Source organism: Kitasatospora sp. NPDC087271 (genome assembly GCF_044744605.1).
In the GTDB taxonomy this organism is placed as follows: Bacteria; Actinomycetota; Actinomycetes; order Streptomycetales; family Streptomycetaceae; genus Kitasatospora.
The window spans coordinates 1-19,514 of record NZ_JBIUYQ010000007.1 but is presented as its reverse complement, the minus strand read 5'-3'; the positions used below and the strand labels follow the sequence as shown (position 1 = coordinate 19,514).

Below are 19,514 nucleotides of genomic sequence, written 5' to 3'. Positions count from 1 at the left end.
GGACGATGAGTGACACGGAGAACGGCGCTCCGGAGGAGACCTCGGCAGTCTCGGTGAGCCCGACGGAGTCGGCCGGCCCGGCCGAGACGGCGAGCCCCGCGGAGACGGCGAGCCCGGCGGAGAAGGCGGCGGCGATCGCCGAGCTGGCGCAGCGGATCCGCAGTGTCGGCCCGCAGGCGGCACCGCCGGAGGGCGAGGGCCGGCCCGCGGCTCCCGAGGACGCCAAGGACGTTAAGGACGCCAAGGCCCCGGCCCCGGCCTCCGCGCAGCCCGACCAGCAGCGCGCGCAGGCCCTCAAGGACACCGCCGAGGTGCTGACCGCCGGGGGCGCCCCGGCCGATCTCGCGGCCGCCGCGGTGGCCGAGTTCGGCGACGGCGCCGCCGAACAGCTGCGCTCCGACCCGTGGGCCGTGCTGTCCCTGCCCGGCGTCCGCCCCGAGCACGCGGACGGCTTCGCCCGCGGCCTGCTCGGCCCCGCCGCCGGCCCCGGCGACCCGCGCCGCGCCCAGGCGCTGGTGCCGTGGCTGCTGGAGCAGGCGGCGCTGCGCGGCCACTCCGCCGTCGAGGTCGCCGAGATCGCGGCCGGGCTCGACCGCCACGGGCTGCCGGACTCGGCCGCGGCGATCCAGGCCGCCGTCCTGGACGGGCGCGCGATGCCGTTCCAGGAGGAGCTGACCGGCCCCGAGGCGCACGCGGCGGGCGGCGACGAGGACGAGGAGCCGCCGACCCGGACGCTGCTCGCCCTGGAGCGGCTCGCGCTGGCCGAGGAGAGCCTCGCGGACGGGCTGGTCCGGCTGATGTCGACCTTCGTGCCGGGCGAGGACCCGGAGCCGGGCGAGGAGGATCCGGAGGGGGACACGGCGGAGGACGCCGGGACGGCGGAGGACGCCGGGACGGCGGAGGACTCCGAGTCCGCGGCCGGCTCCTCGCCGGCCTCCGACTCCGAGGCGGGCTCCGGCTCGGGCGCGGCCCCCGCGGAGGCCACGGCGGAGGACGCTCCGCAGGCCCCCGCCGCGCCCGGCCCGACCGCGTGGGCGGCTGCCGGCGAGGCCGCGCCGTCCTCCTCCGCGACCGCCCTGATCCAGGCCGTCGCCGACAGCGCCCTGGTGCTGCACACCGGCGGCGAGGCCGCCCGCGCCGAACCCGCCGCGCTGCTGGCCGCTGCCGGCGCCCTCGGGCTGCGGGCCTGGGCCGCCACCTGGACCGACCAGGGCCGGGAGTCCTTCGCCGCGCTCACCGACACCCCGGCCGCCGTGATCACCCTCGCCGACCTGCTCTCCGGCGCCGCCGGGCCGGGCCGCGCCTCCGACGGCACGCTCGCCCTGGACGTCCTGGTCGTCCTCGACGCCCCGCTGCTGGACGTCGAACTGGCCGCCACCGTCCTGGAGTCGCTCGCCGACGGCACCCGGCTGGTGCTCAGCGGCGACCCCGGCCAGCTCTGGTCGGCCGGCCCCGGCCGGTTCTTCGCCGACCTGCTGGCCGCCAAGGTCTGCCCGGCGGTCGCCTCCCGCACCCCGGACTTCGGCCCGATCGGCGAGCTGGTCTCCGGCGTCGGCATCGGCGAGCTCCAGCCCGTCGAGGCGCCGGACAAGGAGGTGGTCATCCTGACCGCGAAGGACGGCGGCGAAGCCGTCCACCGCGCCCTCCAGCTGCTCACCGACTCCATCCCCCGCGCCCTCGGCATCCCCGCCGAGCAGGTGGTGCTGCTCACCCCCGGCCACGGCGGCCCGGCGGGCACCCGGGCGCTGAACGCCGCCGCGAAGGCCCGGCTCAACCCGGGGCCCGGCCGGTTCGGCGGCTTCGACCCGGGCGACCGGGTGGTCGACTCCCCGGCCCCCGGCGTCACCCGCCCGGCCCGGGTGCTGGACGGCGACGCCACCGGCCTGCACCTGGCGTACGCGGACGGCTCGCGCCGGACCGTCCCGCCCGCCCAGGCGGGCCGGCTGCGACACGGCTGGGCGCTGACCGTCCACCAGGCACTCGGCCGCCGCTGGCCGGGCGCGGTCGTGGTGCTCCCGGAGGACGCCGGCCCGTCGCTCACCCGGCAGTGGGTCTACACCGCCTTCGGCCGCGGCGAGCGGCACCTGTCCGTGGTGCACGCGGCGGGCCCGGCGCTCGCCCAGGCCGTCACCGAGCGCCCGGCGCAGCCGCGCACCACCCGGCTGCGGGCGATCCTCGCCGAGAACGCCGCCTCGGCGTACTAGGTCCTGCGCGCCGGTCGGCGGAACGCGCGGAGGGCGGGCCCCCTACAGGTGGGGCCCGCCCTCCGGGTGTCCGCACGACGAACGGTTCAGTCGTCGGGGTCCTCGTCGTCGTAGACCTCGCTCACGTCGAACCGGCAGATCAGCATCTGCGGGTCGGCGTGCTCGAAGGGCTCCGGCAGCCACTCCCCCGGCTCGGTCGGCTCCGCCGCCGCGACCCAGAGCGTCGAGTCCGCCTCCTCCAGGCCGAACTCCTCGCTGCGGGCGGCGATCTCGTCCGGCTCGTACTCGCCGAACAGCACACCGATCGCGGCGTTCACCCCGCTGGTGCCGCCCCCGCCGGGGGTCAGCGACTCGTCGAGCCGCTCGGCCTGGGCGCGCAGCCGCTTGGGGTCGGCGACGTGGTAGTCGCGGCGGATCAGCACGCTGATCGCCTCCGGCTGTTCGGGGCCGTGGTAGCCGCCCGGACCCTCGTCCCCGGGGATCTCGAAGGGGGTGACCTCGTCGTAGACCTCGTAGAGGATCTGGTCGTAGGCGATGGCCGCCGTCGCGAGCTGCTCGTAGGCGGCGGACACAGCGGGATCATCCGCTGCGCTGGGGCTTGACACCGCTTCCAGATGACGGTCGATGGCGGCCTTGACCGCCTCGGCGGCGGCGCGTACCTCGGCAATGGTTGGCTGCGCGGCATCAGACATGGTGCAGACGCTATCTCCCCGCGGTGTCGGTACGCACAGCGGTTGTCACCTACACCCGCGATTTCACCGCAACTTCCCCCCTGATGTCCGATCCGCGTGCTTCTGTCCCCGCGCATGCCCGGCGCGAAGGGCGTGCGGCCGGGCCGCGCGGGGCCGATCGGGTGCCGCTTCGCGCGCCGGGATCGGGGTATCCCGTCCGGAGGAACAACGGGACTGATGCACTGTCAGTCGGGCCGGCGCGCCCCGGCCGGTCCGGGGCGTCCCACCGGGTCGGACGGGCGGCCGGGAGGACGTCCGGAAATACCCGGGCCGACTGTCCGAGGCAGGTCGTAGGCTTGCGCGCAGGTGATCCTCAGGAGGAGCGTTTTGACCCCACCGAAGCCGGTCCGGCAACCGGAGTACGAGTACCAGTCGCTGCGCATGCCGCGCGGCACCACGCGCAACGCGGCACGCCAACTGCTCACCGAGCACGCCGAGTACGGGCACTGGGAGCTCGACCGGCTGAGGCTGTTCCCCGACGGGAGCCGGACGGTCCGGCTGCGGCGGCGGATCATCCGGCAGGTCCGGAGCTGGTGACGGGCGAGCGCGCCTGAACCCGCCCGCCGCCGCGGGGATGGACGGGCGGGGCGCCTGGGTGGGGAAGGCCCAGGCGGGAGGCGGCCGGGTCGGGGGGCTCCGGATCGGCGAGCTCCGGGCCGGGGAACGCGCCCGTCGCGGTGGGGATCTCACGCCGGGCTTTCGAGCCGGGGCTTCACGTCATGTCAGGCCTTGATGCGGGTTCTCACACCGAACCTCCGCCCGCCCGCGGCCGCCCGTACCTCCAGGCGGCCGCGGGCGCGTCACGCTCCGGCCTCGTGCTCCGGCGGCGCCGCGGGGGTGCGGCGCCGCGGGGTGTGGCCTACCGGCGGCTCAGCGGGCCCCGGCGCGGGCGCGGCGGTAGAGCACACCGCCACCGAGCAGCAGGGCGAGACCGGCGGCGCCGAGCAGTTCGACGTCACCGGCGCCGGTGGAGGCCAGCTGGCTGCCAACGGCGCCGCCCGGCGAGGAGGCGACGACCGGGGCTGCGGCGCGGGCCGCCACCGGGGCGACCTGGCCGCTCGCGACCGGCGCGACGGCGGGGGCCGAGTGTGCGCCGGCCTCGGGGGTGGTGGACGGGCCGCCGTTGCGCGGGTTGCCCGGGACCTCCCCACCGGCCTGCGGCGGGATGGACGGGCTGTGCTTCTCGGGGCAGTCGTCGGCCGGCTTCGGGGCCGGGGCGGGCTGCGCGACGTTGGCGCAGTCGTTGCCGAAGGCCGGGTTCCCGACGCCGACCACGTCGACGGAGTTGCCGCAGGCGTTGACCGGGACGTGCACGGGGGCCTGGATGCTGTTGCCGGAGACCACGCCGGGCGAGTTGGCGGCGACGCCGGAGGCGGACGTACCCGAGGCGGAGGAGCCCCGGCCGGAGCCGGTGTTGGCCCCGGGGCCGGCGTGGGACCCGGAGCCGGTGTGGGAACCGGAGCCCGCGTGGGAGCCGCCCGGCTTGGCGGCCTCGGGGTGGCCGCTGACGTTGGCGCAGCGGTTGCCGTAGGACGGGTTCAGCACGCCGATCACGTCGACGGTGTTGCCGCAGGCGTTGATCGGCACCTCGACCGGCACCTGCACCGAGTTCCCGGAGGCGACGCCCGCCGATCCGGCGGCACCTCCCTGGGCCTCGGCACCCGCGTAGGCGTAGCCGGCGGTCGAGGCCAGGACACTGCCGGTGGCCACGACCGTGAGGATCCCCTTCTTGGCTACATTCCTCATCTTTTCCCCTGACGTATCGAGAACGACGTGACGACCTTGACGTAAATACCTTCCGAAAGTCGGAATTTCCGAATATCCGGATATCCGGCAAGGTCTTCGACTGCACAGGAGCTAACGAGAGAGCGGCGGAGAGGTTGAGCCGAACGAACCAACTTCACCCGATCGAGCGATTGCTCTCTTGTTTGCCCCTCCGCATCCAGCTCCCTGCACCCAGCTCCCCTCACTCCGCATGCAAGCGGCCCCCGGGCGGCGCGTCCGCCGCCCGGGGGCCGAATGAGTCGGCTCAACGAGCCTCAGCAGCTCGGAGCGTGACTCAGAAGTTGGCGCAGTGGTTGCCGAACGCCGGGTTCAGCACGCCGATCACGCTGATGGTGTTGCCGCACAGGTTGACCGGGACGTGCACCGGGATCTGCACCTGGTTGCCGGAGACGACACCCGGGGAGCCAGCGGCCACACCCTCGGCGCCGGCACCGCCGTGAGCGGACGCGACACCAGCGGCGGCGATCACCAGGCCACCGGTGGCGGCGGCAACAGCGGCGATCTTCTTGACCTTCATCATTCCTCCTGTATGGACAACGCAACCCGTTCGGCGGGTTGCACAGGGATGAACGAGGGTGTGGCAAACGGGGTACGGAACAGATTTGCCATTCACTCGCAACGGTGACGGTCCGCACACACGGTCGATCCGCATTTCCTTGCAGGATCGTTTCTGTTGATCTCCTTCGCCCTGTCCCAAATCATTAGCTCGGACAATGCGGACGGCCCGCCCCCGGCACTCCGGGAACGGGCCGTCCACCCAAGGTGCTCAGCAGGCGTCGAGGAACCGGTCCAGCACCCGGACGCCGAACTTCAGCCCGTCCACCGGCACCCGCTCGTCCACACCGTGGAACATCCCGGCGAAGTCCAGCTCCGGCGGCAGCTGCAGCGGCGCGAAGCCGAAGCAGCGGATCCCGAGGTCCTGGAACGACTTGGCGTCCGTCCCGCCCGACAGGCAGTACGGCACCGCGCGGGCGATCGGGTCCTCCGCCCGCAGCGCCGTCTGCATCGCCTCCACCAGCGCGCCGTCGAAGGTGGTCTCGATCGCCTTGTCCGAGTGCAGGCTCTCCCGCTTCACGCGCGGGCCCAGCACGCTGTCCAGCTCCGCCAGGAACTCCTCCTCGTAGCCGGGCAGGAAGCGCCCGTCCACGTGTGCGGTGGCCTGGCCGGGGATCACGTTCACCTTGTAGCCGGCGCCGAGCATGGTCGGCTGGGCGGTGTTGCGCAGCGTGGTGCCGATCATCTTGGCGATGCCGCCGAGCACCCGCAGGGTCTCGTCCATGTTCTCCGGGTCGAGCTCGACCCCGAGCGCGTCCGACAGCTCGTTCAGGAACGCCCGTACGGTCTTGGTGATCCGCAGCGGGAACTTGTGCCGGCCGAGCCGGGCGACCGCCTCGCACAGCTCGGTGATCGCGTTGTCGTCGTTCTCCATCGAACCGTGCCCGGCGCGGCCCTCGACCGTCAGGCGCATCCAGTGCATGCCCTTCTCGGCCGTCTCCACCAGGTACAGCCGCACCTGGTCGTTGACCGTGAAGGAGAAGCCGCCGACCTCGCCGATGCCCTCGGTCACGCCCTCGAACAGCTCCGGGTGCTTGTCCACCAGGAACCGAGCCCCGTACGTGCCGCCGGCCTCCTCGTCCGCGACGAACGCCAGCACCAGGTCGCGCGGGGGCTTGCGGCCGGTGCGCAGCCGGTCGCGGACCACCGCGAGGGTCATCGCGTCCATGTCCTTCATGTCGACCGCGCCGCGCCCCCACACGCAGCCGTCCGCGATCTCGCCCCCGAACGGGTCGTACGTCCAGTCCGCGGCGTTGGCCGGCACCACGTCGGTGTGGCCGTGGATCAGCAGGCCCGGGCGGGAACGGTCCTCGCCCTCGATCCGCACCACCGTCGAGGCCCGCCCCTTGGCAGACTCGAAGATCTGCGGCTCCACCCCGAACTCCGCGAGCTGCTCGGCGACGTACTCCGCCGCCTTGCGCTCCCCCGGGCCGGAGCCGTCCCCGTAGTTGCTGGTGTCGATCCGGATCAGATCGCGACAGATCCCGGCGACCTCCGACTCAGCCGTCGCCCTCGGCCCCGCCGACTCGCTCCGCTCGCTCACGGTCACTCCTCGTCTTTGGCCCGCACCGACGCACCAGCGCGCCACCCCCAGGACCTGCACCCGGGCCGTACGAGCACGTACGCCCATCCTCCCCCAGCCCCCGACCCGGATCCACCCCCTGCGCGCCCCCGAAACCCCCTGGTCACGCCCCCGCCACACACTCCCCCTTGCCCCCGCCACCACCCTCGCTCCCCCGCCCCGAACCGTTTTGGGACCCCAAGCCGATCTTTGCTACAGTTACATCTGTCAGCGCGGCCGACGAGAGAACGAAAGCCGCGAAGACAACACCCGGTCCGGGTGGCGGAATGGCAGACGCGCTAGCTTGAGGTGCTAGTGCCCTTTATCGGGCGTGGGGGTTCAAGTCCCCCCTCGGACACCAGCAAGACCCCTGTTGATTCAGGGGTCTTTTGCTTTTCCCGGCCGTCGTGTGACCAACCGCGGGGCCGGCGGCCCGGCGAGTGGTGTCGGGCGGTGGTGGAGAGCTCCGCCAGGGAGTCGTGGCTTCGGGCATGGTGGTCGGCCGACCTCGTGGGGCCGGTCGATCCGACGTGACGGCGGGTCGGCCGGCCCTTGGCGTGGGGTCGGGGCTATCGGGTGTGGAGGCGGTGGGCGGTGCGCCGGACCCACCAGAGGGCGGCCGCGGTGACGGCCAGGGTCCAGGCGAGTTGTGCCACGGCGTACGGGTGGCCCTGGGCTGCGGAGCGGGCGAGCGGGAACAGGAGGGTGCCGACCGCCAGCGGGCCGCGCAGGTACCAGAGCGCCACCTGGCCGGGGCCGGTGTTGCCCATGGGGGTGTTGACACCGATCGTCAGGTGCATGGGCACGACGCCCCGGTAGGAGCTGACCAGCGCGGCCGCGGTGAGTGCGGGTACGGAGGCGAGGAGCGGGAGGAGTCCTGCGGCGCCCCGGCCGCCGAGCGCGCACGCCAGTGCGCCGGCTCCGGTGAGCGCGAGGAGGAGGCCGCCGGGCACCGCCGAGTGCTGGAGGGCGAGCGACTTGAACGTCCAGGGCAGGTTGGTGGAGCGCCGCGGGTCGTCGCTCTCCAGCCGGGCCGGCTCGGTGAGTTGAGCGGCCGCCAGGTATTCGGCGACCAGGGACAGCACGACGACGATCTGCTGTGCGGTCGAGGTGAAGGAGGGGGCGGCCTCGGTCAGTCCGACGGCGAGCCCGCTCCAGACGACGGCCCACCCCAGGCGGCGGGGGTTGCGCAGCAGGCAGGTGAGGTCGCGCCACGGGACCAGCAGCAGCCGGTGCCGCGGCACGGGGAGGCGGAGCCGGGGGGTGCTGCGCCGCTCCTTGAGCCGCGGTACTCCGGAGCGGGCCTGGCGGAGGTCGAGCATGAGGACGGACGTGCTGATCTGGGCGGCGACCGTCGCGCGCAGCCTGAGGGCGGCCTGCGGGATCGCGGGCAGTTCCCGCCAGGCGAGGACGAGGGCGACCACCGGGGTGCCGACCGACAGCACCGTGCCGACGGCGCCCGCCGTACCCACGAGGCCGAGCGCCCACAGGAGCGGTTGGGACGCCCACCCCCACGGGCCCGACCAGAGCAGGAGGTCCTGCAGCCAGCCCGTCCGCCCCTGTGTCCATGCCGTCCACACGCCGGCGGCGGCGACCGCGGCGAGGAGCCACCCCGCGGCGAAGACCCCGCGGCCGTAGCGGGACATCCACTGGTCGTTCCGCTCGACCAGGACGCCGACCGCGCTCGTGGTGAGCGCCACCGAGACGCCCGTCCAGGAGCCCGCGAGGGTCAGCAGGAGCCACGACTGCGGGGCCAGGCCCTGCAGCAGGAAACCCGCGACCGCGCCGGCGACGCCGCTCACCACGGAGGCCAGCGCCACCGAGGAGCGCAGCCCCGGCGCGAGCAGGGCTCGCCGGTCGACGGCCGAGGGCAGCAGGAAGCCGGTCGTGGCCCGGTCCAGCAGGACCGGGCCGCGCCACATCGCTCCCCGGGCGGTGAGCAGCAGGGCGAGGACCAGCACCGCCGGGATGACCGCCAGGAGCGTCGCGGACGCCTGTTCCCCGATCTGCACGGGTGGCCGGTCGGCCGCCCGGGTCGAACTCGTCCACTGGAGCAGGGCGGGGACGCCCCAGCAGCCGCCCACCAGGAGGACCGTGTAGGCGATGAACCACGCGCTCCTGCGCTTCTCCTGGCGCGTGCCGCTCCGGGCTTCGCGCAGGAACAGCAGGGTGTCCGCGGTGCAGTCCCCCGACCTGTCGGGCACCCGCGTCCTCGTCCCGGTCGCGGGTGCCACGCTGTCGCTCAAACCGCTCATCCTTCCCCCCGCACCGCCCCGGACGGGCCCGAGTGCCCCGCACGCGAGCCGACTTCGACGATCTGGTCCGCGACCTCGTTCAGGGCCCGGTGGTGGGTGGCCATGAGGACGGCCGTTCCGCGGTCGCGGTGCTCCGCGATCAGGCGGGCGAGGGCGGTCCGGGCGTGGGAGTCGAGCCGCTGTTCCGGCTCGTCGAGGATGAGGAGGTCGTGCGGCCGGATGAAGGCGGCGGCGAGGAGCAGCGCCTGGGTCTGCCCGGAGGACAGGGCCGAGGGGAACTGTTCGGACTGCGCCGTGAGGCGGTGCGACTCCAGCGCCCCGTCGACCGCGGCATCGGCTCCGGCGCCCATGCCGTGCGACAGCGCCACGAGCCGCAGGTGCTCCCGCACGGTGAGGTCCGGATAGAACGCACCGGGATCCATCACCGACGCGACCCGCTTGCGCACGTCCAGGGAGTCCTCGTGGATCTCCTCCCCGTCGAAGACGACCGACCCCGCGGAGGGTCTCTCCCGGCCGGCCGCCACGCGGAGCAGCGTGCTCTTGCCGGATCCGTTCTCCCCGACCAGGGAAACGCACTCACCACGGTGGATGCGGAGGGAGACCCGGTCGAGCACGGTGCTGTCACCGTACGCGTGTGTGACGTCGACGAGTTGCAGCAGCGGTGCGTCCGCCGCCTTGCCGGTTTTCTTTTTCAATCGACGAGCCGTCTTCTCTCGGATGATCGAAACGTTCATTTTCACACTTTTCTGAACATTGGGCCGATCATAGCAAGGCGTCCCAATCCTGCAAAGCCGACCCAAATACGCCCTCCGGACGACCCGGCACGCATCCTCCGGTCGACCCCGAGGCCGTCAAGTCAAATGGGGCGATTTGAGGCCATACGGACTGTTCGGCGGAATCCTCCGACCGCCCGGATTCTCGATCAAGGCCTGACCTGCGACATCAATGATCGAATACATGAGCATCCGGCGACTCCACAACAAAAGGGGCATTGCACAGAATTCGAAGAATGTCCGCCTACAATGGAATTGGTCAATTTCTTCGAAATTATCCGCCACTGATTCGCATTGCGCACACCATGAACGCATCAAGGGTCTTCCCGTGGTTACCGAAACGACATATGGTCGAACGGCAGCGGCCGGCAGCGGACGTCGGTCCTCTGCGGGTTGGCCGCTGTCTCCACCATCAAAAGGAGAAAGAGTGAACGCCACCGAATCGCGTGTCGAGTTCGTGACCGATGCCGTCAACGCTTCGTTCGCGGAGGCGCAGGAGGGTTTCGTGAACGCACACAACGCTCCCGCGATGACCACCCCCACCATCGTCGCCATATGCGAGGTCGTCGTGACGGGCAGCACGATCTGCCTCGGCTGCTGAACCACTGACCCACCGGTGACACCACCCATGTGAGCAGACGGGCCGGAAAGGGGGACGAGCGGTTCCCCTTTCCGGCCCCGCTCGACTGGAGCACGAGGACGCGTGAATGCCATTCACCAAGATCGTCAACGAGCCTTCCCACCCCATATCGCGCGAGGACGCGCATTACTGGACGCTGGCCCCGGCCGCGGTGGGCGAGATCATCAGCGGCCTCGAAGCCTTGACCAGGACGGCCGCCTACGGACCCAACGGCCTTTTGCAGGGCCTGAGTTCGAAACGTGCTCGCAGCGTGGTCCCGCAGGCCCTCCGCAAGGCGATCGACAGCCGCGGCGGTGCCGTCGCCATCAAGGCCATGGGCGTCGTCGGCGGAGCGCTGACCCTGACCGGCCGCAGGAGCCGGGCGCAGCAGATCACCGGAGCCGGCCTGATGCTGGCCTCCAGCGGCCTGAGCAAGTACCGCACCTCGTTCGGCAGGGACGGGGCGGACCACATGGCCGCCCTGATCTGCGGCTACCGCCTGCTCACCGCCCTGGTCCCCGAGGCCGAGAAGTCCGACGACCTCTTCCTGCGCGCGGTCAACGCCCAGACCTTCATCGCCTACGTGACGGCCGGCGCGGCGAAGGCGATCTCCAGCACCTGGCGGTCGGGCGAGGCGCTGGAACAGGTCCTGCAGACCCAGCAGTACGGGGACAGCGCGGTCGCCAGGTGGCTGAAGAAGAGCCCGCTGCTGTGCAGTTCGATGACGTGGTTCACCATCGTCTGGGAGACCGGGTTCCCGGTCGTCTACCTGCTGGCGCCGGCGGACGCCCGCAAGGCCCTGGCCGGCGTCAAGCTCTTCCACCTGGGCATCGCCGTGACGATGGGCCTGCCGCGGTTCTTCTGGGGATTCAGCTCGGCCCACGCGGCGGTCCTCTACGCCGTGGACCGCCTGCCCAGGAACGGGGGCCGGTGATGAGGTTCGAACGCCAGGTGGTCGCCACCTTCAGCGCCGCCGCCGCGGTCAGCGCCTACCTCTCGTACATCCGCCTGGAGGAGGAGTACACCCGGCGCAGCGGACTCAAGGGGACCTCCCTGATCCAGGGCCCGGACGGCCTCGCGATCGAGTACGCGCTCGATGGCGAGGAGCTCGGCCCCACCGCCCCCGTCGCGGTCCTCGAAAGCGGCCTGGGCGCGCCGCTGGAGTCCTGGGACTGGGTGGCCGGGCTGCTCAGCCGGCGCTTCCGGGTCCTGCGCTACCACCGCAGCGGGTACTGGCGCTCGAAGAGCGGACTGCGGCCGGCCCAGTCGGTCGAGTTCCTCCTGCAACAGCTCGCGCCGGAGGGCGACGTCGTCCTGTGCGGCCACTCGATCGGCGCCCTCACCGCCATGAACGTCGCGGCGGAGTCCGCCTACGTGCGCGAGCGCGCCACCGTCCTGCACATCGTCGACGGGACGGACGCCGTACTCCTCGGTGAGGACCGCGGGTCGAAGCGGCGGGTGGCGCGCTACAACCAGGACACCGCGCGACGGCTGCTCGGCTCGGCCCTGGGCACCACCCGCTGGCTGACGAGCCCCACCGAGCGGGAACTCGAGTACCGCCCGGACATCCAACGGGCTTACCTGGCCTCGATCTCCAGCCCCCAGGTGCTGCTGGCGGCGCGCCAGGAGTACCTCCACGAGCCCCTCGCCGGCCAGGACTTCGTGGCCGCCGGCCCGCTGCGGCGCGTCGTCATCTCGGCCGCAAACAACACCGAGCAGCAGCGCAAGCTCAGCGAGCGGGTCGCCGCGGACTTCCACGTCGTCCCGGCGAGCAGCCACCGGTCCATCATCGCCAAGCCCGCCCTGGCGCAGCAGACGGCGGCGATCATCCTGGAGAACTCATGAGCGCGTGGCGCAGGACCGTCACGTCCCTGGTCAAGGCCGCCCTGGTGACGCACGTCGTGCTGACGGTCTTCGAGAACCTGCCCGACGACAAGCTGCCGATCAAGATGCGCCTGCCGTTCTTCCCCGACCTGCCGCAGTGGCGCTTCTTCGCTCCGAACCCCGGCATCGAGGACCTGTACGTCTTCTACCGCACGCGCGCGACGCCCGCGGACGGGTGGACCACGTGGGCCGACCTGGCCATGCGGAACGAGGCGAAGCCGCTCGCCGTGCTGTGGAACCCGGGGAGCCGGGTTCCGAAGGCGCTGTTCGACATGGCGTCGCAGGTACGCACGCTCGCCTCGAACGGGGCCATGTTCGAGTGGATGCTGAACAGCGACGGGTACAACCTGATGGCGGGGGCCGTGCAGGACGCGTGCAGGAGGAGCAGCGAGTCGGGGGACTACCAGTTCATGATCGTGGCGTCCGTCCCGACCGAGGGTGCCGACGGGATCAAGCCCATCATGATCTCGCCCGAACTCGCCCTGTGAACCGGGGGAACACCGAGATGCCCGAAACCGAAAGCACCGGAAACTCCGGAAGCACTGCGAACACCGGAATCGCCGCAAGCGCCGGAAGTCAGGCGATCCCCGACCTGGGCGAGAAGCGGATCCTGTTCATCGTGACCGGATCCATCAATGCCGCGCTCACACCGTACTGGCTGCACTGGCTGCGCCAGTCGTTTCCCCGGATCACGAGCGATCTCCTGGTGACCAGGTCCGCACAGCGATTCGTGACGCTGGACGCCCTGCGCCGACTGGTGGGCGGCGACGTGTGGACCGACGACTACGCCGACCCCTCCCTCCCGGAATCCGCGCACGTGGGGATCGGCGAACGCGTCGACGCCTTCGCCGTCTTCCCCGCGACGCTCGATTTCGCGATGCGGCTCGCCTCGGGAAACTGCGACACCCCCGCCACCATGGCGTTGCAGATCACCGAAAAGCCGATCGTGCTCGCCACCGCCTTTCCGGCCGGAAATGCCGTCGTCGAACACAACATGGAGCTCCTGCTGCGGCGCCCGAACGTCTCGGTCAGCCAGACCGTGGCGGCGTACAGCGTCGGGAAGCGAAAATGGGAGGGCGAGACCGGCTTCTACCTGCCGTCGGTCCTGAAGGAGCTGGAAGGAATGTTCGATGCAAAGGGCCGCCGGTAGCACCAGCTCGCGGTGAGCGGCCGCCCCGCCCGTGGAATCCCGCGCGGCGGACCGACCATGAACGAGGCGGACCGACCATGAAGTGGAACAGGGACGTCGCGGTCGTGGGCAGCGGGCCGAACGGCCTGGCGGCGGCCGTCACCTTCGCCCGCGCCGGGCTGCACGTGGACGTCTACGAGAGCCAGGACGAGATCGGCGGCGGCCTGCGCACGCACGCCCTCTTCGACAGCGACGTACGGCACGACATCTGCTCCGCCGTCCATCCGATGGCCGCCGTGTCGCCGTTCTTCCGCCGGTTCGACCTGTCGGCCCGCGGCGTCGACCTGCTCCGGCCGGAAGCGTCCTACGCCCATCCGCTGGCGGACGGGCGGGCCGCCGTGGCGTACCAGGACCTCGACCGGACCTGCGACGCGCTGGGCCGCGACGGCGCCGGCTGGCGGCGGCTGATGGCACCGCTCATCGGCCGCAGCGCCGAGATCGGGGAGCTCTTCCTCTCCGACTTCCGTTCCGTCCCCACGTCCCTGCGGACTCCGGCGATGCTCGCGTGGCGGTCCCTGGTCCACGGGACGGCGCTCGCCACCCGCCGGTTCGCGACCGACGAGGCGGCCGCCCTCCTCGCCGGGGTGGCCGCGCACGCCGTCGGCAGGCTCCCCAGCATCGTCGGCGGAGCCGTGTCGGTCTTCCTCGGCCACCTGGCGCACAGTTCGGGGTGGCCGGTGCCGCGCGGCGGGAGCTCGGAGATCGCGGCCGGCCTGGCCGAGGACATCCGGCGCCACGGCGGGCAGATCCACACCGGTGCGCGCATCACCGACCTGGCGCAGGTGCGCGGTTCGCGCGTCGTCATGTTCGACACCGGGCCGAAGGAGTTCTCGGCCGTGGCGGGCGACCGGCTGCCCGCCGCCTACCGGCGACGGCTTCGCAGGTTCCGGTACGGGCCCGCGGCGGCCAAGGTCGACTTCCTGGTGTCCGAGGCGATCCCGTGGCGGAACACCGACGTGGCCAGGGCCGCCACCGTGCACCTCGGAGGGTCGCAGGCGCAGATCTACCGCCGGGAGTCCGGGGTCGCCCGCGGTGTCGACGCGGGCGACCCGTTCGTGCTGCTGGTGGATCCCGGCGTCGCCGATCCCGCTCGGGTCCGCGCCGGGAAACGGCCCGTCTGGGCGTACGCGCACGTGCCCAACGGGTACGCGGCGGACCCCACCGGCTCCGTCACGGCACAGATCGAGAAGTACGCACCCGGGTTCGCCGAGACGGTCGTCGCCGCCCGGAGCACCAACGGCGTCCAGTACGAGGCGTACAACCCGAACTACGTCGGCGGGGACATCGGGGCCGGGGCCCTGACCCTCGGCCAGCTGCTCATGCGCCCAACCCCCCGGTGGAACCCGTACGCGACCCCGCTCCCCGGCGTCTACCTGTGCTCCGCGTCCACGCCGCCCGGTCCGGGCGTCCACGGCATGAGCGGCTACCTCGCCGCCGTCTCCGCGCTCCGCCGGGAGTTCGGCATCGCCGCGCCGCCCTCGCTCGGGCCCTGTCCGGCGTCTTTGCGACGTGAACCGTGACGGCGGCGTCATCAATCGGAGAGGCTCCTCGGTAAGGGTGGTGGCGGTGGGTCCGCCCCGTGGAACCCCTGACGTTTTTGGAGGAGACCGATGTCCGCACCTGTTCAGCACCACCGCTTCGCCGTCGACGAGGACGGCAACGACCTCGGGTACGCCCTGTCGCTGCCGGACGGGTACGACGAGGGCCCCGGGCCGTGGCCGCTGCTGCTGTTCCTGCACGGCGCCATGGAGCGCGGCGAGGATCTGGCGGCGCTCGCCGTGCACGGTCCGGTGCGGCAGATCGCCGCCGGGGCGAAGCTGCCGTTCGTGGTGGTGGCCCCGCAGTGCCCGGCGCACAGCTCGTGGGTCGCGGAGGTGAGCGCGCTGGCGGCCCTGGTCGAGGAGGTGGCGCGGACGTACCGGATCGACCCGGACCGGCGGTACGTCACCGGGCTGAGCATGGGCGGCACCGGCACGTGGGCGCTGGCCGCCCGGTACCCGCGCCGGTTCGCCGCCGCCGTGCCGATCTGCGGGTCCGGGCTGAGCGAGGCGGCGCCGCGCCTCGTCGACCTCCCGGTGTGGGCCTTCCACGGCGGGGAGGACGACGTCGTCCCGGTCGCCCACACCGAGCGGGTGGTCGAGGCGCTGCGGGAGGCGGGCGGTCCGGTGCGGTTCACCCGCTACCCGGGGGTCGGCCACGACTCCTGGACGCGGACGTACGACGACCCCGAGGTCTACGCCTGGTTGCTCGCCCAGTCCCGCCGGTCCCACAGCGCGGGCTGATCCGCCAGGGTCGGCCGGACAGGACCTACTGCTGGGGGCCGGTCGCCTGACGGGGCCCGGTCCTGGGGCGGGTGGGGTGCGGGACGGACGCGGGCAGGGCGTGTCCGGTGCGGTCGTCGGTGTGCCAGGACTGCGACTGGAAGGCCAGGAACACCGCCGCCCACCGGCTCTCCGCCGGCAGGTGGACGAGCAGCGCGCCGTCCTGGTAGACGCCGTCGTCCGTCCGGAACCGCCCGCTGTTGCCCTGGTTCATGTGCACGTCGTGCACGCCGTTGCCGGGCAGGAAGCCGAACACCTTGTCCGGGACGCCGGGTTCGGGCCCGAAGCGCTGCCCGAAGACGTACACCGCGGCCGCCGGGTCGGCGATCGCCCGTTGGACGTGCTGGTCGAGCGCGTCGGCGAGGTCGTTGTCCGGGCCCGGGAGGTCGGGCGGCAGGACGCGCATCGCCGCGGGGTCGAACAGGCGCCCGCGGACGAAGTCCAGGCTCGCCGTGCCCGGCCGGGACGGCACCGGGTTCCAGCCGCTGCCGGCCGGCGGGAGGAGGCCGGTGACGGGGTGCCGGAAGTTCTCGACCGCGAGGTAGCGCAGGTCGGCGGGGGCCTGCTGGGAGAGGACGTTGACCGCCGCGCGGTAGTCGGTGCCCCCGGCGTCGCGCAGGTGGATCTGGTAGTGCGGGGTGTCGGTGGCGCCCTCGCGGCGCCGGTCGACGGCGGTGGCGGCGAGCACGCCGTAGTCGCTGATCGGCATGGGTGTCGTTCCTCGGTTCCCTGGCTGCTGGTCCTGGTGCCCCGTCGGCCGGCCGGCCGGGGTGCCTCCGTTATCGCGCACCCCGCCGACCGGGGAGCGTGGAATCCGCAGTTGTTCATCTGCCGTCCCCCGAAGGGATTTTCGCGCCGCAGAACGTTGACGTCGGGGCGCGGGCGTCTGGGGGCCGGGCGAGGGCTGGACGGGGACCGGACGAGGGCTGGACGGTCAGTCGGCCGGTGCCGGCCCGCCCCCGCCGGGCGGAGCGTGGACGCGTCTCGACCGCCCCCGGACCAGCTCGCCGGTGACGAAGGCCGTCACCGCGGTGACGATCAGCAGCGGCATCGCATCGGCGGCCTGACCGCCCAGCAACGCCGCCGCCAGCACCGTGCTGGTGACCGGAAGCCGGGTGACGGCCGCGCCGGAGGCGGCCAGTCCGGCGGCCAGCGCGGGCGCGGTGCCGAGGCCGGGCAGCGGCGCGCAGGCCGCCCCGAGCGCGGCACCGATCAGGATCGCCGGGAAGATCGGGCCGCCGCGCAGGCTGCCCAGGGCGATCCCCCAGCCGACCGTCTTGCACAGCACCAGGGCGAGCAGCGCGCCGATCGGCCAGGCCGCCGGGTCGGCCGCCAGCGCGCCCAGGGTGGCCTGCCCGGAGAGCGCGGCCTCCTCCGGTGAGCGACCGGTGAGCAGGGCGTACGCCGCGAGGCAGGCTCCGACGGCGATCGCGCACAGCACCGTCCGGACGGCGGTCCGACGAGCGGTCGGCACCGGCCGGGGGCCGTCCGGATCGCCCGTGGTGAAGGCCTTGACCCGCCGGCCGAGGGCCTGCCCGGCCACGCAGACCACGGCGATCACCACCGCCAGCGGGACGCCCCAGAGGAAGTCACCCGGGTCCGGGACGCCGCTCTCGGGCACCCGCGGCAGCGAGAGCGCGCCGATCGACAGCCCGGTCCAGTGGCCGAAGCCGGTGAAGACCAGCGCACCGACCCCGCTGGCCAGCAGGCAGGGCAGGACCAGAGCGATCAGCCGCGGGCCGCCCAGCCCGGCCGCCTCGATCATCATCACGCCCGCCACCAGCGGGCTGCCGAAGATGGTGGAGATCGCGGCCGCCGCCCCGGCCGTGCCCAACACCGGTACCAGTTCCGGGTGTTGGGACCTCCTGGCGGACCGGACGGAGAGCAGCGCGAGGCCGCCGCCGATCGCCATCAGCGGCGCCTCCGGGCCGAGCACCGCGCCGAGCGGCAGGCAGGCGAGCGCGGCCAGCACCACGCCGGGGACGGCGCCCGGCGGGGTGGGCGGGCCACCCAGCCCGTCCACCGGCACGTGGCCGCCGTGCCCGGGCAGCCGGGTGACCACGGGGGCGAGCAGCAGGCCGGCCAGCAGCAGCGCGGGCAGCGGCCACCACCAGGGGGCGCGGTCGAAGCCGGCGGTGACCGGCAGGCTCTCCCAGACCCAGTGCTGGAGTTGGTGCTCCAGGCCGACGAAGCCGAAGGCGACCAGCGAGACCGGGGCGCCGATCAGGGCGGCGACCAGCAGCAGGCCGAGGTAGCCCTTGCCGAGCAGCACCTGGCGCAGGGTGGGGCCACCGTTCTCCTGCTGGGGCGTCCCCGGCATCGCCGCTCCTTCGCGCTCCCGGGGCGCGCGGCCCCCGTCCTGCGACCGAGTCTCGCCCGGGGCCGGGCGGCCCGCACGGCGTGCGGCCCGTCAGCCGGGCGCCGGACGAGCGGAGTTGCGCCGTTCGGGTGGGAGCGCCCTCCGCAGCGGGTGGCGACCGGAGCGGGACGGCGTCGGCCGGAGCCGGCTGATCGGAGCCGGCGGTCAGAGCCGGTGGGCGTCGCCGAGCGCGCTCTCGATGCCCTGGACCATCCGCCACAGCGGCGCCCGGCGGCTGGCGACCAGCACCACCACATCGTCCGCCCCGGACTCCCCGGACTCCCCGCCCGCGCCGTTCTCGCCGCCCGGGCGGTCGTTCCAGGTGCCGGTGACGAAGGCCATCGCCGCGTCGACCTCGGCCACCCAGTCGCTCTCGCCGCCCGAGCGCAGCCAGGTGCGCAGGGCGTGGTTGTGCGCGGCGACGACGGCGGCGGCGGTCACGTCGGCGCGCAGCGGGCCGTCCGGCCGGTCGGCGAACCGGCCGCGCAGGTAGGCCGCGAGCGTGTGCTCGTAGCGCCAGACCACGGAGAGCTCGTACGCCCGCAGGCCGGGGACCTTGCGGGTGAGGCGGTAGCGCTGGACGGAGAAGGAGGGCTGTTCGGCGTACATCCGCAGGACGAGCCGGGCCGCGTCGCAGGCGTGCTTGACCGGGTCCTCCTCGCCGGTGCCGGACTCCAGGAACTCCGTCATCTCGGCGAGGCTGCGCTCGTGGTCCGGGAAGACCACGTCCTCCTTGGCCGGGAAGTAGCGGAAGAAGGAGCGCCGGCCGACCCCGGCGAGCGAGACGATGTCGTCGATGGTGGTCTGCTCGAAGCCGCGTTCCAGGAAGAGCTCGAAGGCCGCGGCGACGAGCGCCTCGCGCATCGCCGGCTTGGCGGGCCCGTCGTTCATGGGCAGGTCCTGCTCTTCCTTCTCGCTCATTCCCGGAACATAGCATCGGCCCCGAACGGCCGGACCGGGTGCTCGGCCCGGCCGTCGGTGCACCTCGGAGGCGCTGTTACGGCAGGTTGCGGGCCATGACGATGCGCTGGACCTGGTTGGTCCCCTCGTAGATCTGGGTGATCTTCGCGTCCCGCATCATCCGCTCCACCGGATAGTCCCGCGTGTACCCGTACCCGCCCAGCAACTGCACCGCGTCCGTCGTGATCTCCATCGCCGCATCCGACGCGTAGCACTTCGCCGCCGCCCCGAAGAACGTCAGATCCCCGTCCCCACGCTGCGACTTCGCCGCCGCCGCATACGTCAGCTGCCGCGCCGCCTCCAGCTTCATCGCCATGT

At 73.0% G+C, this 19,514-nt stretch carries 19 protein-coding genes and 1 tRNA gene; 10 read left to right on the top strand and 10 right to left on the bottom strand.

The annotated features are described in order from the left end of the window. The first annotated feature begins 5 nt into the window (after positions 1-5). On the top strand, positions 6-2,204 hold the full coding sequence (locus tag ACIO9K_RS13945) for a helix-hairpin-helix domain-containing protein (RefSeq protein WP_400329649.1): 2,199 nt from the start codon (positions 6-8) through the stop codon (positions 2,202-2,204). A gap of 86 nt (positions 2,205-2,290) precedes the next feature. Here the strand turns inward: ACIO9K_RS13945 and ACIO9K_RS13940 are convergent, their stop codons facing one another. Beyond that, entirely contained in the window at positions 2,291-2,896 is a 606-nt protein-coding gene (locus ACIO9K_RS13940) for a hypothetical protein (protein ID WP_063346931.1), read from the bottom strand. A gap of 366 nt (positions 2,897-3,262) precedes the next feature. Here ACIO9K_RS13940 and ACIO9K_RS13935 point away from each other — a divergent pair, with 366 nt between their 5' ends. Beyond that, positions 3,263-3,472: a DUF5703 family protein gene (locus ACIO9K_RS13935; protein WP_280681853.1), complete on the top strand. Its 210-nt coding sequence runs from the start codon at positions 3,263-3,265 to the stop codon at positions 3,470-3,472. Positions 3,473-3,805: 333 nt separating this feature from the next. Here the strand turns inward: ACIO9K_RS13935 and ACIO9K_RS13930 are convergent, their stop codons facing one another. The 3 genes from ACIO9K_RS13930 to ACIO9K_RS13920 form a co-directional block, all read right to left on the bottom strand. After that, on the bottom strand, positions 3,806-4,681 hold the full coding sequence (locus ACIO9K_RS13930) for a chaplin (protein ID WP_400329645.1): 876 nt from the start codon (positions 4,679-4,681) through the stop codon (positions 3,806-3,808). Positions 4,682-4,994: 313 nt separating this feature from the next. Then, complete coding sequence (locus tag ACIO9K_RS13925; RefSeq protein WP_400329642.1) at positions 4,995-5,237, bottom strand: chaplin; 243 nt, start codon at positions 5,235-5,237, stop codon at positions 4,995-4,997. 249 nt (positions 5,238-5,486) lie between these two features. Continuing rightward, positions 5,487-6,818: a M20/M25/M40 family metallo-hydrolase gene (locus tag ACIO9K_RS13920; RefSeq protein ID WP_063346934.1), complete on the bottom strand. Its 1,332-nt coding sequence runs from the start codon at positions 6,816-6,818 to the stop codon at positions 5,487-5,489. Between the two features lie 291 nt (positions 6,819-7,109). Between ACIO9K_RS13920 and ACIO9K_RS13915 the strand changes: the two genes are divergently transcribed. Next, positions 7,110-7,197 (top strand) — tRNA-Leu (locus tag ACIO9K_RS13915). A 208-nt stretch (positions 7,198-7,405) separates the two neighbouring features. On the opposite strand, the gene ACIO9K_RS13910 is transcribed toward ACIO9K_RS13915, so the two are convergent. Together ACIO9K_RS13910 and ACIO9K_RS13905 are read right to left on the bottom strand one after the other, a co-directional pair. Beyond that, the gene (locus tag ACIO9K_RS13910; protein WP_400329638.1) at positions 7,406-9,082 is read right to left on the bottom strand and encodes a DUF6297 family protein; all 1,677 of its coding nucleotides are present in this window, start codon (positions 9,080-9,082) and stop codon (positions 7,406-7,408) included. A 5-nt stretch (positions 9,083-9,087) separates the two neighbouring features. Beyond that, positions 9,088-9,786, bottom strand: coding sequence for an ATP-binding cassette domain-containing protein (locus tag ACIO9K_RS13905; protein WP_363618084.1), 699 nt, complete (start codon positions 9,784-9,786; stop codon positions 9,088-9,090). A gap of 505 nt (positions 9,787-10,291) precedes the next feature. Here ACIO9K_RS13905 and ACIO9K_RS13900 point away from each other — a divergent pair. The 7 genes from ACIO9K_RS13900 (at position 10,292) to ACIO9K_RS13870 (ending at position 15,838) form a co-directional block, all read left to right on the top strand. After that, positions 10,292-10,465, top strand: a complete 174-nt coding sequence (locus ACIO9K_RS13900) for a cypemycin family RiPP (protein WP_350878031.1) — start codon at positions 10,292-10,294, stop codon at positions 10,463-10,465. Between the two features lie 106 nt (positions 10,466-10,571). Beyond that, on the top strand, positions 10,572-11,417 hold the full coding sequence (locus tag ACIO9K_RS13895; RefSeq protein ID WP_400329634.1) for a hypothetical protein: 846 nt from the start codon (positions 10,572-10,574) through the stop codon (positions 11,415-11,417). Continuing rightward, positions 11,417-12,328 carry an alpha/beta hydrolase gene (locus ACIO9K_RS13890; protein WP_363618080.1) on the top strand — a complete coding sequence of 304 codons (912 nt, stop codon included), beginning with the start codon at positions 11,417-11,419 and terminating at the stop codon, positions 12,326-12,328. The genes ACIO9K_RS13895 and ACIO9K_RS13890 overlap by 1 nt, the downstream gene beginning before the upstream one ends. Continuing rightward, positions 12,325-12,855 carry a hypothetical protein gene (locus ACIO9K_RS13885; protein WP_400329631.1) on the top strand — a complete coding sequence of 177 codons (531 nt, stop codon included), beginning with the start codon at positions 12,325-12,327 and terminating at the stop codon, positions 12,853-12,855. The genes ACIO9K_RS13890 and ACIO9K_RS13885 overlap by 4 nt, the downstream gene beginning before the upstream one ends. Before the next feature lie 17 nt (positions 12,856-12,872). Then, the gene (locus ACIO9K_RS13880) at positions 12,873-13,517 is read left to right on the top strand and encodes a flavoprotein (RefSeq protein WP_400329628.1); all 645 of its coding nucleotides are present in this window, start codon (positions 12,873-12,875) and stop codon (positions 13,515-13,517) included. Between the two features lie 77 nt (positions 13,518-13,594). Then, complete coding sequence (locus tag ACIO9K_RS13875; protein WP_363618074.1) at positions 13,595-15,076, top strand: NAD(P)/FAD-dependent oxidoreductase; 1,482 nt, start codon at positions 13,595-13,597, stop codon at positions 15,074-15,076. 90 nt (positions 15,077-15,166) lie between these two features. Beyond that, positions 15,167-15,838: a prolyl oligopeptidase family serine peptidase gene (locus ACIO9K_RS13870; protein ID WP_400329625.1), complete on the top strand. Its 672-nt coding sequence runs from the start codon at positions 15,167-15,169 to the stop codon at positions 15,836-15,838. A gap of 25 nt (positions 15,839-15,863) precedes the next feature. Here ACIO9K_RS13870 and ACIO9K_RS13865 read toward each other — a convergent pair whose 3' ends face one another. From ACIO9K_RS13865 to ACIO9K_RS13850, 4 genes are all read right to left on the bottom strand, one after another. Beyond that, on the bottom strand, positions 15,864-16,586 hold the full coding sequence (locus ACIO9K_RS13865; protein WP_400329622.1) for a DUF2278 family protein: 723 nt from the start codon (positions 16,584-16,586) through the stop codon (positions 15,864-15,866). Between the two features lie 225 nt (positions 16,587-16,811). Beyond that, positions 16,812-18,197 carry a chloride channel protein gene (locus ACIO9K_RS13860; protein WP_400329619.1) on the bottom strand — a complete coding sequence of 462 codons (1,386 nt, stop codon included), beginning with the start codon at positions 18,195-18,197 and terminating at the stop codon, positions 16,812-16,814. A 204-nt stretch (positions 18,198-18,401) separates the two neighbouring features. Continuing rightward, positions 18,402-19,100, bottom strand: coding sequence for a TetR family transcriptional regulator (locus ACIO9K_RS13855; RefSeq protein WP_363583972.1), 699 nt, complete (start codon positions 19,098-19,100; stop codon positions 18,402-18,404). 133 nt (positions 19,101-19,233) lie between these two features. Further along, positions 19,234-19,514, bottom strand: a 281-nt coding sequence (locus tag ACIO9K_RS13850; protein ID WP_400329616.1) for an acyl-CoA dehydrogenase family protein, incomplete at its 5' end; no start/stop codon positions are given.

Coding starts and splice junctions, on each gene's coding strand:
- ACIO9K_RS13860 (WP_400329619.1), bottom strand. CDS start 18,197: ATGCCGGGGACGCCCCAGCAGGAGAACGGTGGCCCCACCCTGCGCCAG.
- ACIO9K_RS13875 (WP_363618074.1), top strand. CDS start 13,595: ATGAAGTGGAACAGGGACGTCGCGGTCGTGGGCAGCGGGCCGAACGGC.
- ACIO9K_RS13855 (WP_363583972.1), bottom strand. CDS start 19,100: ATGCGCGAGGCGCTCGTCGCCGCGGCCTTCGAGCTCTTCCTGGAACGC.
- ACIO9K_RS13925 (WP_400329642.1), bottom strand. CDS start 5,237: ATGAAGGTCAAGAAGATCGCCGCTGTTGCCGCCGCCACCGGTGGCCTG.
- ACIO9K_RS13945 (WP_400329649.1), top strand. CDS start 6: ATGAGTGACACGGAGAACGGCGCTCCGGAGGAGACCTCGGCAGTCTCG.
- ACIO9K_RS13930 (WP_400329645.1), bottom strand. CDS start 4,681: ATGAGGAATGTAGCCAAGAAGGGGATCCTCACGGTCGTGGCCACCGGC.
- ACIO9K_RS13940 (WP_063346931.1), bottom strand. CDS start 2,896: ATGTCTGATGCCGCGCAGCCAACCATTGCCGAGGTACGCGCCGCCGCC.
- ACIO9K_RS13870 (WP_400329625.1), top strand. CDS start 15,167: ATGTCCGCACCTGTTCAGCACCACCGCTTCGCCGTCGACGAGGACGGC.
- ACIO9K_RS13880 (WP_400329628.1), top strand. CDS start 12,873: ATGCCCGAAACCGAAAGCACCGGAAACTCCGGAAGCACTGCGAACACC.
- ACIO9K_RS13865 (WP_400329622.1), bottom strand. CDS start 16,586: ATGCCGATCAGCGACTACGGCGTGCTCGCCGCCACCGCCGTCGACCGG.
- ACIO9K_RS13885 (WP_400329631.1), top strand. CDS start 12,325: ATGAGCGCGTGGCGCAGGACCGTCACGTCCCTGGTCAAGGCCGCCCTG.
- ACIO9K_RS13895 (WP_400329634.1), top strand. CDS start 10,572: ATGCCATTCACCAAGATCGTCAACGAGCCTTCCCACCCCATATCGCGC.
- ACIO9K_RS13890 (WP_363618080.1), top strand. CDS start 11,417: ATGAGGTTCGAACGCCAGGTGGTCGCCACCTTCAGCGCCGCCGCCGCG.